Source organism: Novosphingobium barchaimii LL02, assembly GCF_001046635.1.
Taxonomy (GTDB): Bacteria; Pseudomonadota; Alphaproteobacteria; order Sphingomonadales; family Sphingomonadaceae; genus Novosphingobium; species Novosphingobium barchaimii.
This window is the reverse complement of the sequence record NZ_KQ130455.1, coordinates 457,689-482,476: the sequence shown is the minus strand read 5'-3', so window position 1 is coordinate 482,476 and position 24,788 is coordinate 457,689. Positions and strand designations below refer to the sequence as shown.

Sequence of the window (24,788 nt, the reverse complement as noted above, 5' to 3'; positions counted from 1 at the left end):
TGTAGGCGATTGCAAAGATACTGGCCTCTGCTCGCAAACAGCGCGGATTTCTGCTCAGATTTGCTGACAGCAGGTGGGCCATGCTGCTCACGCTATGCGACAATGTGCTCGCCATCATCCGCGCCTGCTCGCAAACGGAGAAGGCCTGTTCTCGCTTTCTGCCAATAGCGAGGAGTGCCGGTGAGCGGTCTGGCAGCGATCGTTCCCGCCGGGTTTGCCGTAAGCATCAGCGCTCCCACTTCCTCAGGCTAGCAACGGATTGATCGTATAATGCCTGGAGCGAGCCGACCTGATTGTCTCGGAAGTGAATCGTCAGCACGAGATTGTCATACGGCAGATTGGCCGTGCAGAGCCCCGGCCGCGAGCCTCCGCCCATGGCGGAGCAACTCGCCAGCGATGGAGGACGCTTCTGACCTGCTTCGGCTGGCAACTGGTATGTCCAGAAAACACCATCACTTACCTTGCGCAGTGTTCGGCCGCGCCATGAAAGCGGGCGACTTGCGCAGACAGTCGAGTTGACAAGCGCCTCTGTTCCCGCTGCGCGGGCACACATCCGCTTCTTGCTTGCCACGCCCACCAAGTTTCGCTCCGGCAAGCTTGCGCTCGGATTTAGGTAGAACGAGAACCCGTCGCTGGGATCGAGCGCTGGTAGAAAGAACGGCTTATCATTGTCGGATATGTCGTTGGCTCTCGGGATGTCGAAGACTCGTCCCTCCAACCTCCTCTCGGCCGAGGCCGAGCACGCGCTGAGCAAGCTGACGATCGATAAAGAAGCTGCGGTAAGATGCCTGTTCATGCCGGCAGGCTATGAGAGAAGCGCAACGTCCACAATCGGTGGCACAGACGACATGCGTTGCGTCCGCGTGCGGGAGATACCAAGGCGAGGACAGCCAGTATCATATCGGCACACCGGCTTCGCGGAGCCGCTCGGTCAGGTCGCGGGTGTGTTCGGCGTCCAGCGTTCCGGCGAGGAACGCGCGTATGTCGGACGGCCGGGTGTTGAGCTGGCTGGCGAGCGCGCCCGCATCGTAACCGTTGCGCGTCAGCGTGGGTTCGAGGTCGTCAATCGCCCGCGACAGCACCTGCTCGACGATCTCGGCCGTGACGGGCTTGGCAGCGAAGCGGAAGCCCTGCTCGAAGGCGAGTGTCAGGTGCATCTCGATCTGGAGCGGGGTGCGCAGGCGCTCGGCGATGAGGTCGATCGCGTCCTCGTTCATCAAGTCGGCAACCTTGACCCCCTCGGCCGCACAGGCGCCGAGCAGCCAGGCAACATAGTCGCGGCGTTCGGCGCCGATGCCCTCATAGTCGAAGGTGGTCGTGCGGTAGCCGATCTCTTCCATTTGCGGGCGGCGCAGGTCGTTGCGTAGCCGAGGATGGCCGACCAGAAGGACCGACAGCAGCACGCCGGCATCAGCCACCACCTCCATCAACCGCTTGAGGCCGGTCAGCGTCTTGTGGTGCAGGTCATGCGCCTCGTCGACCACCAGTACGACCGGGCGCTTGCCCTTGCGCATGATGTCGCGCAGGTCGCGCTCGCGGCGCTCGGCCTGCTTGGGAATCTTCACCTGGGCACGGTCACCGGGCGAGAGATCGTAGAACAGCGCCTCGATCAGCGAGGGCAACGAGGTGCGGCGCTTGTCGACCGCAAGCGACTTGGCGACGGCGACCTTGCCCGCCCGGGCCAGCTCGTCCTCGATGCGGCGCAGCAGGTGCGTCTTGCCCGATCCGACCAGGCCGGAGACGACGATCAACCTGCCGGTCTGCACGGCCGCACAGACCTCGCGCACGAGGTTGCGCTGATGCTCTGTCTCGAAGTTGCCGACGCCTTGGAACGGGCGGGCGAGCCCGTAGCTGGATTGAACGTCGGCGAGCATCAGCTTGTCCCCCGTCTTGACTGGAACCGCTCTCGGATGCGGTCAGCGATGATGGTCTTGTCGAGCGTTTCGCCCAGCAGCGCGTCGATGAAGGCGCGGTCTGCCTCAGGCAGCGAGCCGAGCGGTCGCCGGAGCTGGTCGACGATGGCGTGGCGCGCCGCGAGCCCGGTCGGGTATGCCGTCTCGACCGCCGGCTCCGGAAAAGGTGTTTGCCGCACCGCGAGCCCTGCGGTGGAGGGCGGCAGCGACGGCAGCGGCCGGTCGCCGCCCGTCACGGTCGCGCGGGGCAGCCCCAGCTGGTCAGCGAGCCGGACCACCTTGTCGAGCCGCTCCTCGGCGCGGCTCTTCTGATACTTGCGATAGCGGTAGAGCGGCACGGCGCCGCGCGACGGCTCGTAAGGGCCATGCCGCTTGCCGTCATGCTCCACGAAGAGCTGCTGGTCGAACAGCCCCCAGAGCAGCGTCACCGTCTCGCCGGCGAGCTCGGGCTCGACCTCGTAGGAAGCGCCCTCAACCGAGACGGTCGCGTCGCCCGCAACGGTGCGCCGCTCGGGCTCACGAGCGAAGGCGCAGAACCGCTCCCATGAACACATGGCCCGCACGCCATCGCCGGGCAGGTGCCGCAGCCAGTGCTCGATCCGCGCGTGTGGCTCGGAACGATGGTCGCCGTTGTTGTAGGTGACCAGCGCACGCCGCATCCACAGATTGGCTTCCGCCTCGTCCTTGGGTTTGTGGAAGTGGTACAACGTCTCGTGCACCTCCTTCACCGTGCGGAACGGCCGCTCGACCTTGCCCTTGGCGCGGGCCGCGGTGTGCCGGTCGTCGGCCTTCGGCGGCAGATGGGTGAGGACGCGCACGCCGAGGCTGCCCATCACCGACTGGAACACGCGCGACCGGCTGACCGGGCCGTTGTCCATGTAGATCGTGACCGGCAGGCCCTGGAACGGCAGTTCGGGCTCAGGCTTGGCGGCGAAGGCGTTGAATAGAAAGCGCAGCGCGGACTCGGCATCCTCGCCATAGACGCTGCGATATTCCTGGTAGACCACGCCCGAGCAGTCATCGACGGCCGAGAACAGCATCAGCGTGGGTTTGCCGCGACCCTGCTCGATCCAGAGCGGCGCCTCGACCTGCTTGAGGTCGGACGGGCTCATGTCGAAGTGCCACAGCTCGTTGGATCGCCGCGCCTGAAAACGAACGGCTGCGTGGGGGCGGGTCACGCGGGCATAGTCCAGCCCTGATGAGCGGAGCAGCCGGTCGATGGTCGCCCGCTTCAGCAGGCCGGGTGCTACCTTGACCAGGCCCTCCGGCGTCTCGACGCCATCGGTTTCCAGGAACTCGATGGCGCGGGCGGTCGAAACGTGCCGGCCCTTCTTGTTGGTGGTCCTGATCTTCAGTGCGGCGACGATCTCGGCGTAGCGCTCCATCTCGGCCTGCGGGGCAACCCGCGTCGCACCATGGTCGGACCGGCGCACCGACTTGGGGCGGTTCAGCTCGCGCAACGCCCGGTAAAGGGTCCAGATGGAGATGCCATAGGCCTCGGCCGCACGGGCGATGATCTCGGTGCGACCGGGGTCGCGTGGGGGCAACAGCGACAACCGTCGGCGAAGATCGATCAGCGCCTCTCCAGGCGGTCGCTTCGCCCGGTCAGCCATGGGCTGTTGCAGCCTCCTTGATCGATGCACCGCTGCCGCGCTTGCCTGCATAGCGATAGAGGGTCGCGACCGACACGCCCATGCGCTTGGCGATGTCGCGCACCGGCAACGTGCCCTCCTTCATCATCGCCCGTGCCGCGGCGACGTCGCTCGGGCGCATTGCCGATGGGCGGCCACCCTTGCGACCCTGCCGGCGCGCCTCCACTAGCCCCGCGGTAGTTCGCTCGCGGATCAGGGCACGCTCGAACTGCGCGATGGCGCCGAACACGTGAAAGGTGAGCATGCCACCCGGCGTTGTCGTGTCGATGCTCTCGGTCAGCGACACCAGCCCGATCTTCTCGCGCTCCAGATCCTCGGCCGTGGCGATCAACTTCTTGAGCGAGCGGGCGAGGCGGTCGAGCTTCCAAACAACCAGCGTGTCGCCTGCGCGCAGCACGTCTTCCAGAATGCGCGCCAGTTCGGGCCGGTCATCGCGCGCGCCCGACGCCTTTTCGGTGAACACCCGCTCGCAGCCGGCCCGCCGCAGCGCATCGAGCTGGAGCTCGGGGTTCTGGTCGCTGGTGCTGACCCTGGCATAGCCGACCCGCATGAGCGTCTGATCTTCTCCAAACTCGTGCGGGGCATACCGTTTTGCGACGCGGGTTTCCAGAACAGTTTTGACAAAGTGCGGCCCGCAGATTTACGTTGCCGGCCCAGCAAGGCGATCGGCTCGTCAGAAACGGTCGTTTTGCAGAACCGCTGAGGAGCCGGGTTCATGCAGGTGCTCGATACGGTTGGCTGGGTCGGTGATGGCGACGACACCGACTTCTTCCTCGCAATCGAGCGCACCTTCGATCTGCGCCTGCGCTCGAACCTGCCTTGGACAACGTTCGGCGAGGTGCGTGACCATGTCGTCGCGCATGTCGCAGCCTACAGCGGGGGCGGCACGACATGCGCCACGCAGATGACGTTCTACAGGCTTCGACGCGCGCTCGGGCTTGGCCGGCACGTCGGGCCGGATGCGCCGTTGGCGCCGCTGATCGGTGGGAAGCTGCGCCAAGCGTTCAGCGACCTGGAAGCCGATACCGACCTCAAGATGCCGGCGACGCGAGCCGGATGGCTTGGGATTGTCAGTGGTCTCTGCTTCGCTGTCGCGGTCGCGATCCTCGCCTTCACGACGCTGGCACCTCCCCTTCGCATCTTCGCTGCTGGAGCGAGCGCCTACGCGGGGCTATGGTTACGGCACCTCGACCGCCGGCGATTACCTCGGAGGTGCGACACTATCGGCGATCTCGCCCGACTGGTCACGGAGCAGAACCGTGGCAGGCTTGCCCGCGACGGCGCGCGCCTCACCGCCCCCGAGATTTGGCGGATCATCCAGCAACTGGCCGCCGAGGAGAGCGGGATCGACCCCGATCTGATTGGGTCGGAAACGACCTTCTTCCGAGCCAAAGTGCGAGCAGCCTGATCAATGGCTTACTGGATTGCATAGATTGATGCCGAGACACGGGACATTGCGTGGCGTCGGACTGACGGCTTTGGGTGCCGTTGTCGTCGCAGGCTCTTTCGTCGCTCTCGGATTGCGACCGGATGGGATCGCCAGCTACTATCGCGATACGCTGACTCCGGCAGGGTTTGCCATTTGGTTCTGCGGCTTCGTAGCCGCCACACTCGCTCCACCCGCCATAGCTGTACTCTGCTGGTTTGGCGCCATGCGGTTCCGCTACGGGTGGCTTCTCCACATCCTGCTTGTTCCTGCCACCTACGCCGCTGTGCGAGGATCAATCGCGCTCATGCTCGCGGTAGCAAGTGAGCCGGACAGCGATGGCCCAACGAGATGGGCTACCGATCCAGCAGTGATGCTGATGGTGGTTTGCCCCATCGTGTACTTTCTGATCTTGGGTTCCACAAAGCTGCGTGAGCATCGCGCATCAGCAAATGACTGCTAATCTCGACTTTGTAGTTGGCAGATACCATGAGCGGCCCTTTGCCGTTTGCGAGCAGACGCGGATGATGGCGAGCACATTGTCGGATAGCGTGAGCAGCATAGTCGGCTCGTTGTCAGGTAATCTGGGCAGGAAAAGGCGCTGTTTGCGAGCAGAAGCTGCTACGGTTGCAAGCGCCTACAGCTAGCGATGCGCTCAAGATGCACGCCTATACCAGCGTCGAGCCGGTGGGAGTGGTCGGCACGATCATCCCGTGGAACGGCCCTATCGGGGTGATGATGATCAAGCTGGCGCCTGCCCTGGCGGCCGGCTGCTCGGTGGTCGTCAAGCCCGCCGAACTGACCCCGCTCTCGGCGCTCTACGCCGCCAACCTGATGGTCGAAGCGGGCATTCCCGCAGGCGTCGTAAACATCGTGCCGGGCTTTGGCGCCACGGCCGGCCAGGCGCTGGTGGATCACCCGCAGGTGGACAAGATCAGCTTCACCGGCTCCACCGCCACCGGTAAGAAAATCGTCCAGTCCGCCGCCGAGACGCTCAAGCGCGTGACGCTGGAACTGGGGGGCAAGTCGCCGGTGATCGTGTTCGACGATGCCGATCCCGAAGTGACCATCCCTGGCGCCGCGATGGGCATCTTCGCCAATACCGGCCAGGTCTGCTTCGCCGGATCGCGCCTGTTCGTGCAGAAGAAGTCCTTCGACAAGGTGGTCGCGGGCATCACCGACTTCGCCAAGGGCCTCAAAATCGGCCACGGCTTCGATCCCGACAATGCGATCGGCCCCCTGATTTCCGAAGGCCAGCGTGACAAGGTAGCCCGCTATCTGGAAACCGGCGTGTCGGAAGGGGCGCATGTCGTGACCGGCGGCAGCGCGGTGGGTAACCAGGGCTACTACATCGAGCCGACGGTGTTCGCCAACGTCAACAAGGACATGCGCATCGTGCGCGAGGAAATCTTCGGCCCGGTTCTGGTCGCGACACCGGTGGATGACATCGACGACCTCGTGCAGGCCGCGAACGACACCCGCTACGGGCTTGGCGCCGGAATCTACACGTCCGACGTCAACAAGGCGCACCTCACCGCCGCGCGACTGCAGGCGGGCAACGTGTGGATCAACGGCTACGGCATGATGCACCCGGCGATGCCGTTCGGAGGATACAAGGAATCGGGCTGGGGCCGCGAGAACGCCGAGGACGGCATCCGCGCCTATCAGGAAACCAAGTCCGTCTTCGTCTATCTCAAGGGTTGAACGTGACCATCGGGATCGCAGTTTCGCGCCGCAACGTCGGCGCAGCCCTTTCGTGCACGCTAACGCTCGCCCTGGCTCTGGCCGGGTGCCGGGCCGAGCGCGCCGATGTGAACAAGAGCGACGCCCGGCTGCTGTCGGCGACCAGGGACGCCGACAACTGGCTGAGCCACGGGCGCACTTACGACGAGACGCGCTTTTCCCCCCTCACCCAGATCAACGGCGGGAATGCCGGGCAACTGGGCCTTGCCTGGTATGCCGATCTGGACACGTTCCGGGGGCAGGAAGGCACGCCGCTGGTGGTCGACGGGGTGATGTATGCCACCACCGCGTGGAGCAAGGTCGTCGCGCTTGATGCGGCGACCGGCAAGCGGTTGTGGGAATTCGATCCCAAGGTGCCGGGCGACAGCGCAATCCATGCCTGCTGCGACGTCGTCAACCGGGGCGCGGCCTATAGCGACGGGCGGCTCTTCTTCGGCACCGTGGACGGCCGCCTGATCGCACTCGACGCCCGGACCGGCAAGCAGATCTGGCGAGTGCAGACCACCGATCCCAAGCAACCAATGGCGATCTCGGGCGCGCCGCGCGTAGCCAGGGGCAAGGTGTTCATCGGCTTTGGCGGCGCCGACCAGGGCATGCGCGGCTATGTCTCGGCCTACGACGAGAAGACCGGGCGGCTTGCCTGGCGCTTCTACACCGTCCCCGGCAAGCCCGGCGAAAAGGACGGCGCGGCGTCCGACGACGTGCTCGAACGCATGGCCGGACCGACCTGGGCGGGCGAGTGGTGGACGATCGGCGGGGGCGGCACCGTATGGGACTCGATCGTCTACGATGCGGCGATGAACCGCCTCTACATCGGCGTCGGCAACGGCGGCCCGTGGAACCGAGGCATCCGTTCCGCCGGCAAGGGCGACAACCTTTTCATCGGTTCGATCGTCGCGCTCGATCCCGATACCGGCAAATACCTGTGGCATTATCAGGAGACGCCGGGCGATCAGTGGGATTTCACCTCGACCCAGCAAATGACACTGGCCGACCTTACCATCGGCGGACGCAGCCGCAAGGTCATCCTCCACGCGCCCAAGAACGGCTTCTTCTACGTGATTGACCGGGAGACCGGAAAGCCTCTCTCCGCCGACAAGTACGTGCCGGTGAACTGGGCGGACCGCGTCGACCTCAAGACCGGGCGACCAGTCATCGACCCGCGGGCCCGTTACGACAAGTCGGGCAACTTCATCGCCACCTCGGGGCCGTGGGGTGCGCATAACTGGCACCCGATGGCGTTTTCATCGCAGACCGGGCTCGTCTACATCCCGGCGCAGCAAATCCCCGCAGTCTACACGCCCGACGGCGCATTCAAATACCGCCCCGGCCTGCTCAACATGGGCCTTGCCGAGCCGGGCAATTTGCCCAAGGACAAGGCGGCGATAGAAGCGATGCTGCAGTCATTCGAAGGGCGTCTGATCGCGTGGGACCCGGTGGCGCGCAAGGAAGTGTGGCGTGCGCCCTACAAGGGGCCATGGAACGGCGGCGTGCTGGCGACTGGCGGCGACCTGGTGTTCCAGGGCGACGCCGAAGGCACCTTCCACAGCTACGATGCGCGCAGCGGCGAGCAGCGCTGGCAGTTCGATGCGCAGGAGCCGATCATGGCAGGCCCGGTATCTTACAGGGTCAACGGCGCACAGTACGTCGCGGTGATGGCGGGTAAGGGCGGCGCTTACAACCTGGCGATGCCCAGCTACGCCGCACCCCAGGCTCGGGTGCCAGGCCGCATCCTGGCATTCAGACTGGGCGGCACCGCAAAGCTGCCCGCGCGCGAGAAGGCGCCGCCGCCGCCCTATGCGCCTTCGGCCGAGAGATTCTCGGCGCAACAGGTCGCGCGGGGGTCGCACCTGTTCTCCGCCACCTGCGCGGTATGCCACGGCTCGGAAGGGCTGTCCTCCGGGGTACTGCCGGATCTGCGCCGCTCGGGCGCGATCGGAGATGCCAGGGTGTTCCGGCAGGTCGTGATCGACGGCGTGCTCGCCGATCAGGGCATGGTGTCCTTCAGCAGATACCTGACGCCGCAGGATGCCGAAGCGATCCGCGCCTACCTCAATGCCCGCGCCCGCGAGGCTAAGGCGAAGGGCGAGCCATAATCAGGCGCCTGCCTGCCATTTCCTCCGAAAAAATCCTCCGACCTGTGACAAACGCTAGACTGGCGCTTCATTTATAAGGCAGATGCGTTAATAATAAGCGCAAAGACATATGGGAGATGGACAAGCAATGGCCGACCTCGACGCCAGGGAAAAGCTGGAAGGCTTCAGCCTTCTCGATCCAACGACGCAGAGCGACCCTTTCGCCATGTATGAGGCAATGCAGGACGCGCCCGGCATCTATCGGATGCCTGAAACGGGATTCTACATCGTCTCGCGCTATGCCGACCTGCGCGCGGTGCTGACCGATCCGGTGACATTTTCGAACAAGGTGGACCGGGCATCACTGCAGGGTCCGGAGAATGCGGCCAGGCTGCGCGAATATATGGAGGCGAAGGGCTGGCCGCATATCGCCACGCTCCAGCGCACCGATGCGCCCGACCACGCCCGCTACCGCCGTCTCGTAGACCGCGTGTTCACGGTCGGGCGGGTGCGCGAGATGACCCCGCATATCGAGGAGGTTGCCCACGCCCTGATCGACGGTTTCATCGATCGCGGCGAGTGCGAGTTCATCAGCGAATATGCAATGCTGCTGCCCGGTACGATCCTGGCCGAAGAGATGGGTCTGCCGGCAGGCCAAGTCGCCACATTCAAGAAGTGGGCGGATTCGATGCTCGCGCCTGCGTCCTACGTGATGGACGAGGACGCGCTGCTGCGTAATGCCGACATCGAACTGGAAGCACAGCATCACCTTGGTCGCCTGTTCGACGAGCGCCGCGCCAACCCTACGGGCGACTGGATTTCCGCCCTCGTCACCGCGCAGCGTGACGGCGAGGAACCGCTGACGATGGCGGAGCTACAAAGCGTGATGAGCCAACTGATCGGCGGCGGCTTCGAATCGACGATGACCTCGATCGGCCACGCGCTGATGCAGTTGCTGAACCACCCGGACCAGATGGCCAAGCTGCGCGAGGAGCCCAAGCGGATGAAGGGCTTCGTCGAGGAAGTCATCCGCTTCGAAAGCCCGACGCAGGGCCTGCGCCGGCGCACCACCCGAGACGTTGAACTGAGCGGCACGCTCATCCCGGAAGGTTCGGTGGTGATCGTGCGGTATGGCGCGGCTAACCGCGATCCGGCGAAGTTCGCCTGCCCGCACATGTTCGACATGGAGCGCGGCAATGCCGGAACTCACCTCGCCTTCGGGGCCGGCACCCATTTCTGCGTCGGCGCGGTGCTGGCGCGGCAGGAAATCGCCATCGGCACCCAGGCGATCCTTGATCGGTTGGAGGATATCGAGCTTGCCCGTCCGCTCGTTGAACCGATCCATCGCGCCAACTTCCTGACCCTTCCCTTGCGCGAACTGCCGATCCGCTTCCGCGCCAGAACGCGCTGAGAACCCGCATGATCCGCAAGGAAGACCGCATCGAGCTTTTCGTCGTCACCAAAGGTCACGCCTTTTCGCGCGACGGATTGGAGGCGATGCTGCGCGCGGCGGGCAGTGAGCCGACGATGGTGGATCAACCCGCCGCCGCCGTCCTGCTCAATCCCGAACAGATGCGCCGCTACGACGCGATCCTGTTCTACGACATGCCGGGCCTCGATTTTCGCGCGCCCATCGCCGAACGCCCGGGCTTCGCCGAGCCGACGGACGCGTTCAGGGCCGGTTTCGAAGCCCTGATGGCCGAGGGCAAGGGCATGGTCATGCTGCATCATGCCGCCGCAGGATGGCCCGCCTGGCCACGCTATGCGCAGGCGATCGGCGGGCAATTCCTGTACCGCGATGCCGTTATCGGGGGCGAGGCCCGGCCGGGCTCGGGCTATCTGGCCGACGTCGCCTATACGGCGCGTGTGGCCGATACGCCGCATCCCGTGACGCAAGGGCTGCCGCCGCGTTTTGCGCTGACCGATGAACTCTACCTGCAGCAGGTGTTCGAGGATCCTTCCATCCAGCCGCTGCTCTATCTGGACGACACGATCGACCCCGCGCGATTTCAGTCGGCCCGGCGCGCGGTCCAACGACTGGCGGACGGCGAAGGCGCCCCGTGGGTGCCCGAAGCGCTCAATCCGCTGCTCGCCTGGGCCAAGCCCGCCGGCAACAGTCCCCTGGTCTATATCCAGCCCGGCGACAGCCCGGCCACCTATGCGGACCCGACCTACCGTCAACTTGTAGGTAACGCCTTGCGGTGGGTCGCATCCGACGACGGCCGCGAATGGGCGCGTTCCGCGCGCGAAGTCGAATAAGCGATTCGCTTACTTTTAAGCACTGATAGGCCTGACGTACCGCAGGCGGGCGTGCCATTACGACCGGATTCCGGGGATTTTCCCGCCAATCGCAGCGAAATTATAAAAGTCACTTGCCTTAGAATAATCCCGAGATAATACCGTTCCCTCGGGCCGAAAGCGGCACGAGCCAAAGAAAGCGTCCAGCATAAGGGCGCTAATTGGTGGAGAGGATCACAAGCCATGCCGATCGGCAAAACCGATACCCGTCGTTCGCGGATTCGCCGCACGCTCCTCGTGACCGGAAGCATTCTCCTGCCCGCAATGTGGCCAGGCGCCGCTCTGCACGCGCAGGAAGGTCCCGCTCCGCAGCAGCCCCCACAGGCACGGGAAGCGGTTCCCACTGGCAACGACATCATCGTTACCGCCCGCCGCCGCGCGGAATCCGCGCAGGATGTACCGGTCGCCGTGACCGTCATCTCGGGCGAGGACATTGCCCGCCGTGACCTCACCAGCCTCGAGCGCATTGCCGCCGCCACCCCGCAGCTGGTCATCGGCCGCAACGTCTCGGGTTCAGGCGCGCAGCTTAGCTTGCGCGGCATCGGCTCGAACTCGCTGTCGATCGGCATGGAACAGTCCGTCGCGGTGATCGTCGACGGCGTCTATTATGGCCAGGGCCGCACCATCAACGAGGGCTTCTTCGACCTCGCTTCCATGGAAATTCTCAAGGGCCCGCAGTCCCTGTTCTTCGGCAAGAATGCCACCGCCGGCGTGATTTCCATCACCACCGCGAACCCGACAGACCACCTGACGGCGCAAATCCGGACCGGCTACGAATTCAACGCGCGCAAGGTCTACGGCGAAGGCTTCGTCTCGGGTCCGATCGGCGACACGGCCGGCTTTCGCGTCGCCGTTCGTGGGTCGAAGGATTACGGCTCGCTATTCACCAATCGCGCTGGTGACGTGACCTACAACACTCGCGATACGCCGACCGCCACCACCGTCGCGCCCAATACCCCTCACGTTGCGCCCGCCAGCAAGTCCGGCCCGCGTGAGCGCGATTTCCTGGTGCGCGGCACCTTGCGCTGGGAACCGGTCGACGACCTGACTGCAACGCTGAAAGCCAACTACGGCTACAACCGCACGGCAGGCGGTGCGTGGAACTACAACGTCTTCGCCTGCGACGGCGGCACCAGCACGACCATGCCGGGAACGGCGTGCGAGCCGGGCTTTCACAATTACATGAACGACCTGCCCGCAGACATCGCCGACGCGACGGTGATGGCTGCCGACAAGAACTTCAACAAGTACACCTCGTGGGGTGTCACCGGAAACATCGACTACCAGTTGGGCAACGTCGCGCTCACCTCGATCACCAACTACAATCAGAATCGCAACCACTGGGTGGCGGACATTGATTACCAGTCGTCGCCGACGGTCAATATCTGGGGCGCCGAAATCAGCAAATGGAAAGCGTTCAGCCAGGAACTGCGCGCACTGACCGAATTCGACAGTCCGGTCAACTTCATGGTCGGCGGCTACTACCAGAACACCAAGCGCAACTTCGACCAGGTGGTGATCAACGCCAACGCGGAAAACAGCGCGGCGCCGGAAGGCTACCGCTACGTCCAGTACGCCAAGGAATCGACCACCAAAGGCGAAACCCTGTCGGGCTACGGCCAGGTGATCTGGAAGGTTGTGCCCTCGGTCGAGCTGACCGGCGGCGTGCGCTACATCCATGAGACCAAGGACAGCGACTTCTTCCAGCCTTACGCGAACCCGCGCTTCGCCGGGATCAACTATAACGTCACAGACCGGGTAACGGCAAACCAGACCTTCACCAACTGGTCGCCCGAAGCCACCGTCGCGTGGAAAGTATCGCCGGACGTCAACGTCTACGGCGCGTACAAGACCGCCTACAAGTCGGGCGGCTTCTCCAACAGCTCGATCCTGACGCCGCTGACCGCGCCGGACTTCTTCACTTTCGCCCCCGAAAAGGGCCGAGGCTTCGAAGCCGGTGTGAAGACGATGCTGCTGGACCGCCAGCTGCGCCTGAATCTGAGCCTGTACAGCTACAAGTACACCGACCTACAGATCACTTATCTCGATTCGCGCGCGCTCAGCTACAATTCGGTCAACGCCGGTTCCGCGCGGACGCGCGGCGCCGAGGTCGAGTTCGACTTCCAGCCCCGCGCGCTGCATGGCTTCGGGCTGAACGGCTCGCTCAACTACAGCAAGGCCAACTACGGTGACACGATCGCGCCGTGCTACGGCGGCCAGTCGCTGAATGACGGCTGTGTTCCCGGCCTGCTGGTGCCGGCTTCGGGCGCCAGTGCCGGAACGCCGGGCCAGAATCTGGACGGCGTGCCAACCTTCACCGCGCCGCGCTGGACCGCAACATTGGGCGTCAAGTACGACACCGAGGTCACCAGCGGCTTCACCGCCGGGTTCGGTATCGATAGCCGCTACAGTTCCAGCTACCTGACCTCCGCCTTCGGTTCGCCGCTGTCCCGTCAAGGCTCCTACGTGAACCTCGACGCGCAAATTCACGTCCGCAGTAGCGACGAGCGCTGGGAGCTGGCTCTGCTCGCGAAGAACCTGACCAACAAGTTCGTGGTCACCGGCGTCACCGACGCTGCTGGCACCGGCAGCGGCACGGGCACCAATGTCAACCGCATTGCCGATCAGGCAGGCTTTGGCGCCATGCCGCGCACCGTGGCTTTGCAACTGACCTGGCGCATGCCCTGAACCGGACAAGAATGGAGACCACCGTGGCCAACACCGCCCTTCTCGAACCCGATGGCAATGCTGCCCCCCATCCGATGACGGTGGGGGGCACACTCCAGGCCGCAGCGAAGCGCTTCGCCGACCGGCCCGCGCTGGTCTACGACGGGCAGGAGGCGACGTATGCTGAGCTGTTCGAGCAGGTGATCGAGCGCGCGCGCGGCCTGATCGGCCTCGGCGTCAAGGCGGGCGATCATGTGGGCATCCTGGCACCCAACTGCTGGGATTACGTGGTCCTCTATTATGCGATCGATCTGGTCGGTGCCTGCGCGGTTCTGCTGAACGCGCGGTACCGGCCGGACGATTTGTCCTACGTGATCCCCAAGTCGCGGATCGAACTGCTGCTGGTCGGCGGCCATGCCCACGACTTCTGCGACTATCGCCCGATGCTGACGGAAGTCTTCCCCGAACTTGCCGACTGGAGCGGGGGTGAACTCAAGGTGGCAGCGGCCCCGGCGCTGCGCATGATCGTCGAAGTAGGTGACGATCGCCCCGGCCCCTGGCCTACGATCGCCGTGCTCGAACAGGCGGCCGCCGCGGTGGACCGCCAGACCGTGCTGGAGCGCGCCGCCGCTGTGCGCCCCGAGGACATCGGCCTCATCATCTTCTCTTCGGGCACCACCTCGCGGCCCAAGGCCTGCATGCTCACACACCTCTCGCTTTCGCGCATGGGCAAGGCGATGGCGGGCAGCTTCCGCCTCACCGAAGAAGACAGGGTGTGGGACCCGCTCCCGCTGTTCCACATGTCCACTATCCTGCCGATGGCAGGCTGCCGCGCGACTGGCGCCTGCTTTGTCGGCATGAGCCACTTTTCCCCCGACGCGGCGATGGAACTGCTGATCGAGCGCAGCCCCACCGTGCACTACGCCGGTTTCCCGACGATCATCTCCGCGCTTGTCACCCATCCCGATTTCGCGCGCTACGACCAGTCGGCGCTGCGCATCAACCACGTCGTCGGCCCGGTAGACCTGATGCGCCGCTACGGGACGCTGTTTCCAGGCGCCAAGTACGTCAACAGCTACGGCCTTACCGAGGCCACCGGCGTTCCATGTTACAGCAACATCGACGATCCCGACGATGTCCTGTTCGCCACGTCCGGCCCGATCTGCGAGGGCATGGACGTCGCCATCTTCGATGAAGACGGCGTGAAGGTGCCCGATGGTGCGCCGGGCGAGATTCGCGTGCGCGGCTTCGGCGTGTTCGCCGGCTACTTCGACGATGATGTCGCCACCGCCGCCGCCGTCGATACCGACGACTGGCTGCACACCGGCGACCTGGGCCGCATCGGCCCGATGGGACGCCTCGTCTACGAGGGCCGCCTCAAGGACATGCTCAAGATCGGCGGCGAGAACGTCGCGGCGGTGGAACTGGAGAGCTTCCTCGCCACGCACCCCGCCATTCGCATGGCGCAGGTCGTCGGCGTGCCCGACGAACGGCTGATGGAAGTCGCTGCCGCATTCATCGAGCTGAATCCCGGTGCCTCGCTTGAAACGCAGGACGTTATTGCCCACTGCGCGGGCCGCATCGCCAGCTACAAAATCCCGCGCTACGTGCGTTTCGTGGAAAGCTGGCCGATGAGCGCCACCAAGGTCCAGAAGTTCGAACTGCTGCGCGGCTTCAAGGCCGATGGAAAGATCGATCCTTCCGCGAAGCCGCGCGTATGACCGTCGTTGCGCCCGTCGGAGACGAAATGCTGGAGCCGGCTGCCAATGGCACCCCGGGGCTGGAAGCCGAGGAAGGTCGTGGGTCGCTCGCTGGCTGGTATCTCATCATTGTCCTGACGCTGGCCTATACCTGCAGCTTCATCGACAGGCAGGTGCTCAACCTTCTGGTCGGGCCAATCAAGGCGGAGTTCGGACTCGACGACACTCGCCTCAGCCTGCTTCAGGGGCTGGCGTTCACCTCCGCCTACATCATCCTCAGCCCGATCTTCGGGCGCGTGGCTGATACCGGCAGCCGCAAGGGCGTGCTGGTATTCGGCATCATGCTGTGGAGCATCGGCACCAGCTGCTGCGGGCTGGCACGCAGCTACTGGCAGCTGTTCGCCGCCCGCTTCGGGGTCGGCGGAGCCGAGGCCTGCCTGACGCCCGCCGCATGGTCGATCATCGCCGACGCCTTCCCGACGCGGCTGATCCCGCGTGCGTTCAGCGTCTACATGATGGGGCCGTACCTCGGCGGCGGTCTTGCCCTGATTTTCGGCGGCCTGCTGCTGGACGGCGCCGCGACATGGGACCTTTCGGACTATCCGCTGCTCGCCTCGCTCAAGCCGTGGCAGATGGTGTTCTTCCTCGCCGGCGCGCCCGGCATCCTGATCGCACTGCTGCTGCTGTTCGTGAAGGAACCGGCTCGCCGCGCGGCCAAGGCCAACGAAGCCGCGCGCCACATGTCTGGCGCCGAAATCTGGGAGACGTTCCGCAAGTACAAAGGCTTTTACGGCAACTTCTACCTGGGCATGCCGCTATTCATCATCACGCTCTACGCCTTCCCGGCGTGGATGCCGACCGTGTTGATCCGCAAATTCGGCGTGTCCGCCGGTCAGGTCGGCGTGCAGTACGGCATCGCGGTGCTGGTCACCGGATCGCTCAGCGTGCTGGTCAGCCCCTGGGTCGCCCGCGCGATAGAGCGCTTTGGCGGTCGGCGCGACAACCTCCTGATCGTCGCGCTGGCCTGCTCGGTAGTGCTGGTTCTGCTCAGCCTGAGCTTGATGTTCGCGAATACCTACTGGAGCGCCTTCGCCGTGGCGACGGCCGCCAGCGTGGCCTACAGCCTGCCGCAGGCGCTATCCTCCTCGGCGCTGCAGATGGTGACGCCCAACCGCATGCGCGGCGTCGCCTCGTCGGTCTATGTGTTCGTGGTCAGTGTGGCGGGCCTTGCGCTGGCGCCGACGTTCGTCGCGCTGATCACCGACCATGTCTTCGCCGACGAGGGCCGGGTCGGGGATTCCCTGGCCATCACCTGCGCCCTTGCGGCGGCGGGCAGCGCTTTCTTCATCGCGCGCGCCCTTCCCACTTATCGCCGCATGCTTGAAGAGCAGACGTGATTCAGACTTTCGGCGGCTGGATCAGGTCGGTGAACAGCGGCGAACGTTGATGGTTATAGGGAACCGTAAGCGCTACGGTCATCTGGACCAGCGTGTCGTCCACGAGGGCGTCGAGAGAGATACCCTGGTCGAAATGGGGAAAGCCACTGTCGCGTCGCATGAGCATGTTGAGAAACATCAGCTTGCACAGCCCCACACGCAGCCGCTGCTCCACGGGCGGCACGTAGCCGATGCGCTGATTGATGAGCGCGCGTACCCGGCGCAGCGCAGGCATCATCACTTCCGGGTCATCGTAGGGATGAGGGATCCCTTCCGCGCGCGAGCGGGTGAGATATTGCGCCAGAAACGCCGAGTAGGGGTGGCGCCCGTTCTCGTCGCTGATCGTCAGGTGCGGCAGTACCAGGATTTCCAGCAGGGTCCGCGCATCGCCAAGCTGCCCCGCCGATTCCGCGCGATCCAGCATCGCCACGCGCAGCGGCTCGAACATCTGTGTGCGATAGTCGAAGATCGCATAGACCAGCGCTTCCTTGCTGCCGAAGTGGTACTGCACCGCAGTGTTGTTGCCCTGATCGGCGGCGGCCGCGATCTCGCGCAAGGCGACGCCGTCGATGCCGCGATCGGCGAACAGCTTTTCCGCAGCCTCGATGATCTTGACGCGTGTGACGACCGAGGTGACGTGGCGGCGTCGTCCACGCCCCTGCGGGGCGTTGGCGCTGTCGGTAAGGATGCCGGTCATTTCGTCCATGAGCCGCCCCTCCTCGCGCGCTGCTGGGTTTTGCGCAACCCGCTATCGCCTTCGCAGGCGAATTTCCAACAGGGCAGTTTAGCCGTTGACAGGCAATCCGTGAACCCGGCCCGTCCCAATGGACCCGCCCGAAAACCGATTTATGGGAGTGAAGATAGATGACCGAAGACAAAGTCGCCGTCGTCACAGGCGCCGCGCAGGGGATCGGACTGGCGATCGCCGCAAAATTGGCCGCGACCGGCCACCGCGTTGCGATGCTTGACGTGAAAGCGGCCGAACTGGAAGCCGCAGCCGCCCAGGTGCCCGGCAGCCTCGCGCTGGCCTGCGACGTCGCCGATCCCGCCAGCATAGAAAATGCCGTAAAGCGGATTGTCGCGCAGTGGGGCCATATCGACATCCTGATCAACAACGCCGGCATCAGCCCCAGCCACGGCGGGCGCTCCCTGCCGGTGGAGGAAACCGATATCGACGAATGGCACTGCGTGATCGCGATCAACCTGACGGGCACTTTCCTGATGTGCCGCGCCGTACTGCCGGTGATGAAGCCACGCAAATGGGGCCGGATCGTCAATTTTTCCTCGCAGGGCGGACGCATGCGCTCGCGCCTTTCAGGCGCGCATTACGGCGCGAGCAAGGCAGGTGTGATCGGCTTCACGCGCGTGCTGGCGGGACAGGTCGGCGCCGATGGCATTACCGCCAACTGCCTCGCGCCTGGCCGCATCGTGACCCCGCAAAGCGAGAGCTTCGGGGATAAGGCAAGTTACGTGGACGACATCCCTGCCGGACGCCTTGGCCGCCCGGACGACATCGTCGCAGGCGTGGAGTATTTGATCTCCGATGGCGGAGCCTTCGTGACAGGTACGGTAATCGACGTGAACGGCGGCTTTTACATGCCGTAGAGCAAGCCCACGCCGGGCGTAGAGGCGCGGCTGGTAAAGCCTGCCTTTGTCGAGCATCCAGCCTTTGCATTCGTCACAACCCGCGATAGGCGCGATCCATGATGAATATTCCCTGGGACCAGCCCGCAACGCTGATCGATCTGGATGGCAAAACGCCGGTAATCGGAGTGATGCTTGAATGCGTGATGCACTTCTCGCTCTTCAAGCCTTTCGCAAAGGAACAAGCGCGCATCCTGCTGACGCGGCCCGTGTTCGTAGAAGGACGCAAGACCCGAACCTGGATTCTTAATCCCGGCGACATCGAACAACTGGTCGAGCGGCTCAAGGCCGAGAGGGCCGCTGCCCGGTAGCCCCCCTATCAGGCGGCATCACCTGCACTGATCGTGGCGGCAAGGGCAAGGATCGTGCGCGCGTGCCGCAAGGCCACGGCTTCCCGGTCCGCGCCATAACCACCGCCCAGCGTACTCGCCAAGGGAATGCCGCGCCGCTTCGCCTCTCTCGCCACAAAGCGATCGCGGTTCGCGAGACCTTCATCAGTCAATGACAGCCGGCCAAGCTTGTCGTCCGCATGGGCGTCGACGCCTGCCTGCAGCAGGATCAGTTCGGGCACGAAATGATCGAGGACCATCGGCAGCGATCCGGCCAGCGCTTCCAGATAGCCCGCATCGCCCGTTGCATCGGGTAGTGCGACATCCAGTGAAGAGCGCGCCTTGCGTGTGGGGAAGTTCTTCTCTGCATGAATGGAAAGCGTGAAGATGTCGCCGCGCCCTGCGGTCAGGGCCGCCGTGCCATCGCCCTGGTGCACGTCGAGATCGAGGATCAGGATGCGCGAAACCTCGCCCTCCTCGATCAGCCTGTTGGCGGCGAGCGCCAGATCATTGAACACACAGTAGCCCGCGCCGGAATCGGCGAGGGCATGATGGCTGCCACCAGCGGAATTTGCTGCATACCCGTGCTGCAGCGCCAGCTTCGCCGCGAGCCATGTTCCACCGGGGGAGAGCTGCGATCGCCGGGATATCCGCTCGTCGATCGCAAAGCCGATCCGGCGCTGCTTGGCCGCCGGCACCGAGCAAGCGATGACTTCGTCGACATAGGCCGGTTCGTGGACAGCCTCGAGCCATTCTCGCGGCATGACTTCGGGTGCATGGACCGTCATTTCAACGCCACTTTCGCCCAGCAAACGCATGACCAGCGCGTATTTGTCATGGGGAAAAGTGCCGGTGCCATCGGTTTCGACCACGTAACCGGGATGATGGACGACATGAAGCATGGCTTGGCAGGTAGAGCGTCAAGACACACAGGTCGAGCGGCATTGCTGAGCTTGGGGCCTCAGCCGGGGGCGATCCGCCATTTCCGAGCCACGCCGGTCAGACCCGCCAGGTACGCCAACCGGCCAGGAAGAATTCGACGGCGGCAATCGATCTTTCGCGCACCTGTTGAGTCACGGCGGCCGGTTCGATGCCCTGCGCGGCACGGTCCAGAGCCTCTCCCGCGACCAGCCTGACGAACATGTCGGCCCCCAGTCTTACGGTGGGAGCGGGCCGGGGATCATCGAGCGCCAAAATCGCCGCCACCGCATCGCTGGCGCGCTGAAAAGGCCCATCCACCGTTCGGGCCAGACCGGGATGCCGGGCGGCATCGGCCACGATCAACCTGTACAGAGCCAGGGCCTTTGGTTCGAGCAGCCATCCCAGCAGAATTTCGCTCGCCGAAGTCAGGCGCTGTTTCAATGGTCCGGGGGCAATGCATGACAGCTGCGGCATGCCCGCCTGCTGCGCCAGTCGATCAACGACATCGACGAAGAGTTCGCCCTTGTTTCGGGCGCGCCGATACAGCGTGCGCTTCGTGACGCCGGCCTCCCTGGCGATAGCCTCCATGCTTGCGGCCTGAAAACCCGCTTCGATGAATACTTTCAGCGCCGCAGCGAGCAATGCCTGCTCCAGCTGCCCGGCAGCTTCGAGTGAGGGACGACCGATCGGCCTGGCCTTGTCCCCGGTTCGCGTATCATCGCCGCTCATGAATGCCTTCCCTGCCGGCTATCAATCCGTAAAGGATACGGAACCGGATACTTTTAGTCGAGTTATGCTTGTCGACCTTCATAGCCGCCTCAGGCCGGCAAAGATCAAGGAGCAGATTAAAATGGCGTTTTTTCAGGACCGTGTAGCCATCGTGACCGGCGGGGCTTCAGGCATAGGCGAAGCGGTCGTCAAGGACCTGCTGGCCGAAGGCGCAAAGGTCGTCATCGCGGACTTCGACCTGGATGGTGCGACACGCCTTGCCGACACCTACGGGGCGGATCGCGCTCGCGCCTTCAAGGTAGACGTGAGTGACGCCGAAGCAGTCGAGGCGAGCGTCGCCTTCGCAGTCGAGACTTTCGGGGCCCTGCATCTGGCCGTCAACAACGCCGGCATCGGCGCCCCTTCCACGCCTCTGGCCGATATTGCCATCGACGATTGGCACCGCGTAGTTGGCGTGGACCTCCACAGCGTCTTTTACGGCATGAAGTACCAGATCCCCGCCATGCTGAAATCGGGCGGCGGCGCTATCGTCAACATGGCCTCGATCCTCGGTGCGGCCGGCTGGGCAGGCTCGGCGGCTTATGTGACCTCCAAGCATGCCGTCGTCGGCATGACCAAGACCGCAGCGCTTGATTACGCCGGTCAGGGCATACGGGTGAATGCGGTGGGGCCAGCCTTCGTGGAAACCCCGGCCCTTGGCAAGACGATGACCGACGAGGAGCGTTCCGTCCTGGCCGGACTGCACGCGTTCAACCGACTCGCTCGGCCCGAAGAGATCGCGGCATTCACCAGCTTCCTGCTATCGGATCGCGCTTCGTTTATGACCGGCACCTATTACCCTGTCGATGGAGCCTATCTCGCACGCTAAGTACGCGTGTGGGCGGTCGCCGGATACAGGCGGCCGCCAAGACATTCAGAATAGGAGTTCGGGCTCCCGTCTGCGGACTGTCCGATCCCGGCGGTTAACCCTCATTGCCGACATACGCGGCCCGCGCAGGGCCTCGACCCGTTCGAGGTCCGCGAGATCGACGAAACCTTGCGCCTGGCGCGCCATGACGATGCCGTCGATGACTGTCGAGACTGAGGATTCGGACCCTTGGTTGCCCGCTTCGCTTTCCGCCGCTGCCTGCTGTGCCAGCGCGGCGCCGGGACACAGGGCAGTGCCGCCCATTGGGGCGTTGCACGAGAAGTCGTCGGCGATGTGGCGCGGTTATCGACGGTGACCGGAAGTCCGAGCCGCTCCGCGACGCATGGGCCTACAGCCTGGGCTTCGTGCCATCCGTATTGCGGCATCCAGTGGACGACGCCGCGATGCCGGTCCACCTGCGCCGGAAGCACGACCGCCGCATGGCGCATGAGGCTGCGCGGGACGCCGTTGCGGCGAATCGCGCCCTCGATCACCGCTGCCACCCGATCCGCGAAGATAGCGATTTCGGGACCGCCGAAGTCCTCACACTCGAAATAGACGCGGTCGCCGTTCAGAGCGATCACGTCGAGCGAAACGAGGCCGTCACTCGGCGAGATCATGGCCACCGCGCAGGCCGCTTCCTTCACGATCAGCAAGTCGATCCGTGGCCGCCCCCGGGGCGACGAACTGCCCGGCATCTCGGCTAATGCTCCGAACCCGGCTGCCCCCCCCGTTCAATTGAATTCACGCGCCCTGCATCCACTAACCTGCATCGAGCGCTCGCGATCGGAAGGCCGCAGAGCGCGAGCGCCTTTCAGCGGTGGTTCCACCAGCCCGCCCCTATCAGAGAAAGTCATATGCGGGTGGATAAAACTCTATTGAATGAGTAGACAATATTCGGCCTTAGTATCCCCCACGATCGGTTCGATCGACAAGGGGGTTTTCTTGAAGCGGTTTCATTCTCCGACATTCCCGGCGCAGCGGCGCGGCTCCTTCATTGGACCGGCGATGACCATCGCGCTGGTAGCAGCTTATCCCGCGCACGCAGCCGAAGCCGAAGCCGATACGTCAGAAGCTGCCGACATTACCGAAATTACGGTTACGGCACGCTATCGCACCGAAACCGCGCAGGAAGTGCCGATCGCGATTTCCAGCATTTCCAGCCGACAGTTGGAGGCGCAGGGCGCTACGTCACTCAAGCAAATCGTCCAGCAACTTCCCAGCCTCAACATCCAGGGCTTCAGCGGTCGCAACCAGACGATCACCATTCGCGGCATAGGCACCAATGCCGGCGGTACCAACGACGGTCTGGAACAGGGCGTCGGCCTATACGTCGACGGTGTCTACCGCCCGCGCACGGGTTCGGTCATCACCGACCTGATTGACATCGAAAGCATCCAGGTGCTTCGCGGGCCGCAGGGCACTCTGTTCGGCAAGAACACCGTTGCCGGCGCTATCGACATAAAGACCCGCGAGCCCGAGTTCGACACACTGGCCCGCGCCGAGCTGAGCTATGGCAACTACAATCAGCTGCGCGGCTATTTCTCGTATAACGGGGTGGTGGGTGACGACATCGCCTTTCGCTTGTCGTACCTGCGCACGCAGCGCGACGGCCTGATCTACAATACCACCCAGCACAAGGACTGGGACAATCTCGACAACCACGCCGCCCGGTTCGACCTGCTCTACAAGCCGACCGACGCGTTCAAAGTGCGCCTGATCGCCGACTATTCGATCCAGAAGGGCGACGTTGGCTTCACCAGCGTGGCCGGCGTGCTGCCAACGGTCAGGGCCAATGGTTCCGAAGTGCGCGGCTTCTACCGACGCGCTGCCGATGTCGGATACGTGCCGGGCACCGTCAACGCCTTTGACCGCAAGACCGACATCGACAGTTCGCAATACGACGAGATGCCCAGCTGGGGCCTGCAGGCGCGCGCGGACTGGGACGTGGGGCCAGTGAACCTCACTTCGATCACGGCCTACCGCAACTGGAAATGGGTGCCAAATTATGACGGCGACCAGTTCGGCGCCAACATCATCACCAACTCCGTCGTCGCCACCAAGCAGCAACAATTCAGCCAGGAACTGCGCGCTGCGTCCAAGGGCGGGCAGACCATCGACTACACCGCCGGCCTCTACTTCTTCTGGCAGGAAGCCGACGATGATACGATCAATCTCTATGGCCGTGACGCGACGGCCTGGCTGACCACCGCGAATACGCCCACGGCGGCGGTCTCCACCTTGCCCGCATCGGTGTTCAACGGTCTGGTGTCTTACGCCCGCGTCGTGCCGGCCACCTACAGCTACGCCGCCTATGGCCAGGCGACGTGGAACATCTCGCCATCGCTGCGGGTGACAGGCGGTCTGCGCTACACCTACGAGCACAAGACCGGCATCTACGACGCTTACGCCACCGGCGACTACGCGCCGCTTTCCAGCTTCGCACCCGCGATCCAGGCGCAGGTCGCAGCCCTGCGCGCGGCCTATGCCCCTGCCGGGTCGTACACTGCGTCGAAAAATACCAACAACCTGTCCGGCACGGCCATCGCGGCCTACGATTTGTCGGACGACGTACACACTTACGCGTCCTATTCGCGCGGATACAAGTCGCCGGGTATCAACCTGGTGCGCCAGTCGCTTGGTGTCGACATTTTCGTGAAGCCAGAGAAGGTCGACAACTACGAAATCGGTATCAAGACCCGGCTGCTAGGCGGCAAAGCAGAGTTCAACCTCGCCCTGTTCTGGGCTGATGTCAGCAACTACCAGGCCAACTTCGTGAACTATGCGGTGACGCCGGCAGTCGGCTACATCAGCAACGTCGGCAAAGTGCGCTCGCGCGGGGTCGAGGTGGATGCCCGCGCCCAGCCGCTTGCAGGGCTGACCTTGGGCGTTGCCGGCACGTACAACGATGCCGAGTACGTCTCGTACAAGAACGCGCCGTCGCAGTATCTCTATTCCTACCTGCCTTCGCAGGACCTGTCCGGCCAGCGCGCCTCGGGAGCATCGAAGTATGCGGCGACCGGTAACTTCGAATATACGCTCGGCCTAGGCACCGTGGACGCCTATGTCGGCGGCGACCTCAGCTACCGCTCGGGCTTCTACGCGGCAGTCAACCTCGACCCCTTCAGCTATGTGCGCGGCTATACGCTGGTCGGCCTGCACGGCGGCGTGCGCGCGCCCGACGACCGCTGGGAAGCGTCCCTGTGGGTCCGCAACCTGTTCAACAAGGACTATTTCAACACCCTGTCGGTGAGCGCCGCGAACGGCATCGTCCAAGGGGCCGTCGGCGAACCGCGCATGTACGGCCTGACGCTCAAGGGACGCCTTTGAATTCGCCACCAACCCCAT

General features: G+C 64.3%; 20 protein-coding genes. 12 read left to right on the top strand and 8 right to left on the bottom strand.

The genetic code is table 11. The features are described from left to right. Nucleotides 1–226: 226 nt before the first annotated feature. The 4 genes from V474_RS25685 to V474_RS16690 all read right to left on the bottom strand — a co-directional run bounded on the left by V474_RS25685 (nt 227) and on the right by V474_RS16690 (nt 4,115). Complete coding sequence (locus V474_RS25685; protein ID WP_062121710.1) at nt 227–796, bottom strand: hypothetical protein; 570 nt, start codon at nt 794–796, stop codon at nt 227–229. A gap of 100 nt (nt 797–896) precedes the next feature. After that, complete coding sequence (locus V474_RS16700) at nt 897–1,874, bottom strand: ExeA family protein (protein WP_007685991.1); 978 nt, start codon at nt 1,872–1,874, stop codon at nt 897–899. Continuing rightward, complete coding sequence (locus V474_RS16695) at nt 1,874–3,526, bottom strand: IS481 family transposase (protein ID WP_007685992.1); 1,653 nt, start codon at nt 3,524–3,526, stop codon at nt 1,874–1,876. The genes V474_RS16700 and V474_RS16695 overlap by 1 nt, the downstream gene beginning before the upstream one ends. After that, nucleotides 3,519–4,115, bottom strand: coding sequence for a recombinase family protein (locus V474_RS16690; protein WP_007685993.1), 597 nt, complete (start codon nt 4,113–4,115; stop codon nt 3,519–3,521). Before V474_RS16690 ends, V474_RS16695 begins: the two co-directional genes overlap by 8 nt. Nucleotides 4,116–4,280: 165 nt before the next feature. On the opposite strand from V474_RS16690, the gene V474_RS16685 reads away from it, so the two are divergent. The 8 genes from V474_RS16685 to V474_RS16645 all read left to right on the top strand — a co-directional run bounded on the left by V474_RS16685 (nt 4,281) and on the right by V474_RS16645 (nt 16,871). After that, nucleotides 4,281–4,973 (top strand): hypothetical protein, encoded by a 693-nt coding sequence (locus tag V474_RS16685; RefSeq protein ID WP_007685994.1) that lies wholly within the window; start codon nt 4,281–4,283, stop codon nt 4,971–4,973. Nucleotides 4,974–5,651: 678 nt separating this feature from the next. Continuing rightward, nucleotides 5,652–6,695, top strand: a complete 1,044-nt coding sequence (locus tag V474_RS16675) for an aldehyde dehydrogenase family protein (RefSeq protein ID WP_236711298.1) — start codon at nt 5,652–5,654, stop codon at nt 6,693–6,695. 2 nt (nt 6,696–6,697) lie between these two features. Beyond that, nucleotides 6,698–8,830, top strand: a complete 2,133-nt coding sequence (locus V474_RS16670) for a PQQ-dependent dehydrogenase, methanol/ethanol family (protein WP_059152596.1) — start codon at nt 6,698–6,700, stop codon at nt 8,828–8,830. Between the two features lie 127 nt (nt 8,831–8,957). Beyond that, the gene (locus V474_RS16665) at nt 8,958–10,220 is read left to right on the top strand and encodes a cytochrome P450 (RefSeq protein ID WP_059152552.1); all 1,263 of its coding nucleotides are present in this window, start codon (nt 8,958–8,960) and stop codon (nt 10,218–10,220) included. A gap of 8 nt (nt 10,221–10,228) precedes the next feature. Further along, complete coding sequence (locus V474_RS16660; RefSeq protein WP_059152551.1) at nt 10,229–11,068, top strand: ThuA domain-containing protein; 840 nt, start codon at nt 10,229–10,231, stop codon at nt 11,066–11,068. Between the two features lie 222 nt (nt 11,069–11,290). Beyond that, entirely contained in the window at nt 11,291–13,795 is a 2,505-nt protein-coding gene (locus V474_RS16655; RefSeq protein ID WP_059152550.1) for a TonB-dependent receptor, read from the top strand. Between the two features lie 11 nt (nt 13,796–13,806). After that, nucleotides 13,807–15,495, top strand: a complete 1,689-nt coding sequence (locus V474_RS16650) for an AMP-binding protein (protein WP_059152549.1) — start codon at nt 13,807–13,809, stop codon at nt 15,493–15,495. After that, nucleotides 15,492–16,871: an MFS transporter gene (locus V474_RS16645; protein WP_059152548.1), complete on the top strand. Its 1,380-nt coding sequence runs from the start codon at nt 15,492–15,494 to the stop codon at nt 16,869–16,871. The genes V474_RS16650 and V474_RS16645 overlap by 4 nt, the downstream gene beginning before the upstream one ends. Before the next feature lies 1 nt (nt 16,872). Here V474_RS16645 and V474_RS16640 read toward each other — a convergent pair whose 3' ends face one another. Continuing rightward, nucleotides 16,873–17,616 (bottom strand): TetR/AcrR family transcriptional regulator, encoded by a 744-nt coding sequence (locus V474_RS16640; RefSeq protein WP_059152547.1) that lies wholly within the window; start codon nt 17,614–17,616, stop codon nt 16,873–16,875. Between the two features lie 158 nt (nt 17,617–17,774). Here V474_RS16640 and V474_RS16635 point away from each other — a divergent pair, with 158 nt between their 5' ends. Together V474_RS16635 and V474_RS16630 are read left to right on the top strand one after the other, a co-directional pair. Continuing rightward, entirely contained in the window at nt 17,775–18,515 is a 741-nt protein-coding gene (locus V474_RS16635; RefSeq protein ID WP_059152546.1) for an SDR family NAD(P)-dependent oxidoreductase, read from the top strand. A 98-nt stretch (nt 18,516–18,613) separates the two neighbouring features. Continuing rightward, a complete protein-coding gene (locus V474_RS16630; RefSeq protein WP_059152545.1) occupies nt 18,614–18,865 on the top strand; it encodes a hypothetical protein in 252 nt (83 codons plus the stop codon). A gap of 8 nt (nt 18,866–18,873) precedes the next feature. On the opposite strand, the gene V474_RS16625 is transcribed toward V474_RS16630, so the two are convergent. Continuing rightward, nucleotides 18,874–19,785 (bottom strand): histone deacetylase family protein, encoded by a 912-nt coding sequence (locus V474_RS16625; RefSeq protein WP_059152544.1) that lies wholly within the window; start codon nt 19,783–19,785, stop codon nt 18,874–18,876. A 97-nt stretch (nt 19,786–19,882) separates the two neighbouring features. Further along, the gene (locus tag V474_RS16620; protein ID WP_236711297.1) at nt 19,883–20,446 is read right to left on the bottom strand and encodes a TetR/AcrR family transcriptional regulator; all 564 of its coding nucleotides are present in this window, start codon (nt 20,444–20,446) and stop codon (nt 19,883–19,885) included. A 208-nt stretch (nt 20,447–20,654) separates the two neighbouring features. Between V474_RS16620 and V474_RS16615 the strand changes: the two genes are divergently transcribed. After that, nucleotides 20,655–21,401: an SDR family NAD(P)-dependent oxidoreductase gene (locus V474_RS16615; RefSeq protein WP_059152595.1), complete on the top strand. Its 747-nt coding sequence runs from the start codon at nt 20,655–20,657 to the stop codon at nt 21,399–21,401. Between the two features lie 101 nt (nt 21,402–21,502). Here the strand turns inward: V474_RS16615 and V474_RS25680 are convergent, their stop codons facing one another. After that, a complete protein-coding gene (locus V474_RS25680) occupies nt 21,503–22,096 on the bottom strand; it encodes an ROK family protein (protein ID WP_148649429.1) in 594 nt (197 codons plus the stop codon). 352 nt (nt 22,097–22,448) lie between these two features. On the opposite strand from V474_RS25680, the gene V474_RS16600 reads away from it, so the two are divergent. Then, the gene (locus V474_RS16600; protein ID WP_059152540.1) at nt 22,449–24,770 is read left to right on the top strand and encodes a TonB-dependent receptor; all 2,322 of its coding nucleotides are present in this window, start codon (nt 22,449–22,451) and stop codon (nt 24,768–24,770) included. The last annotated feature ends 18 nt before the right edge of the window (nt 24,771–24,788 follow it).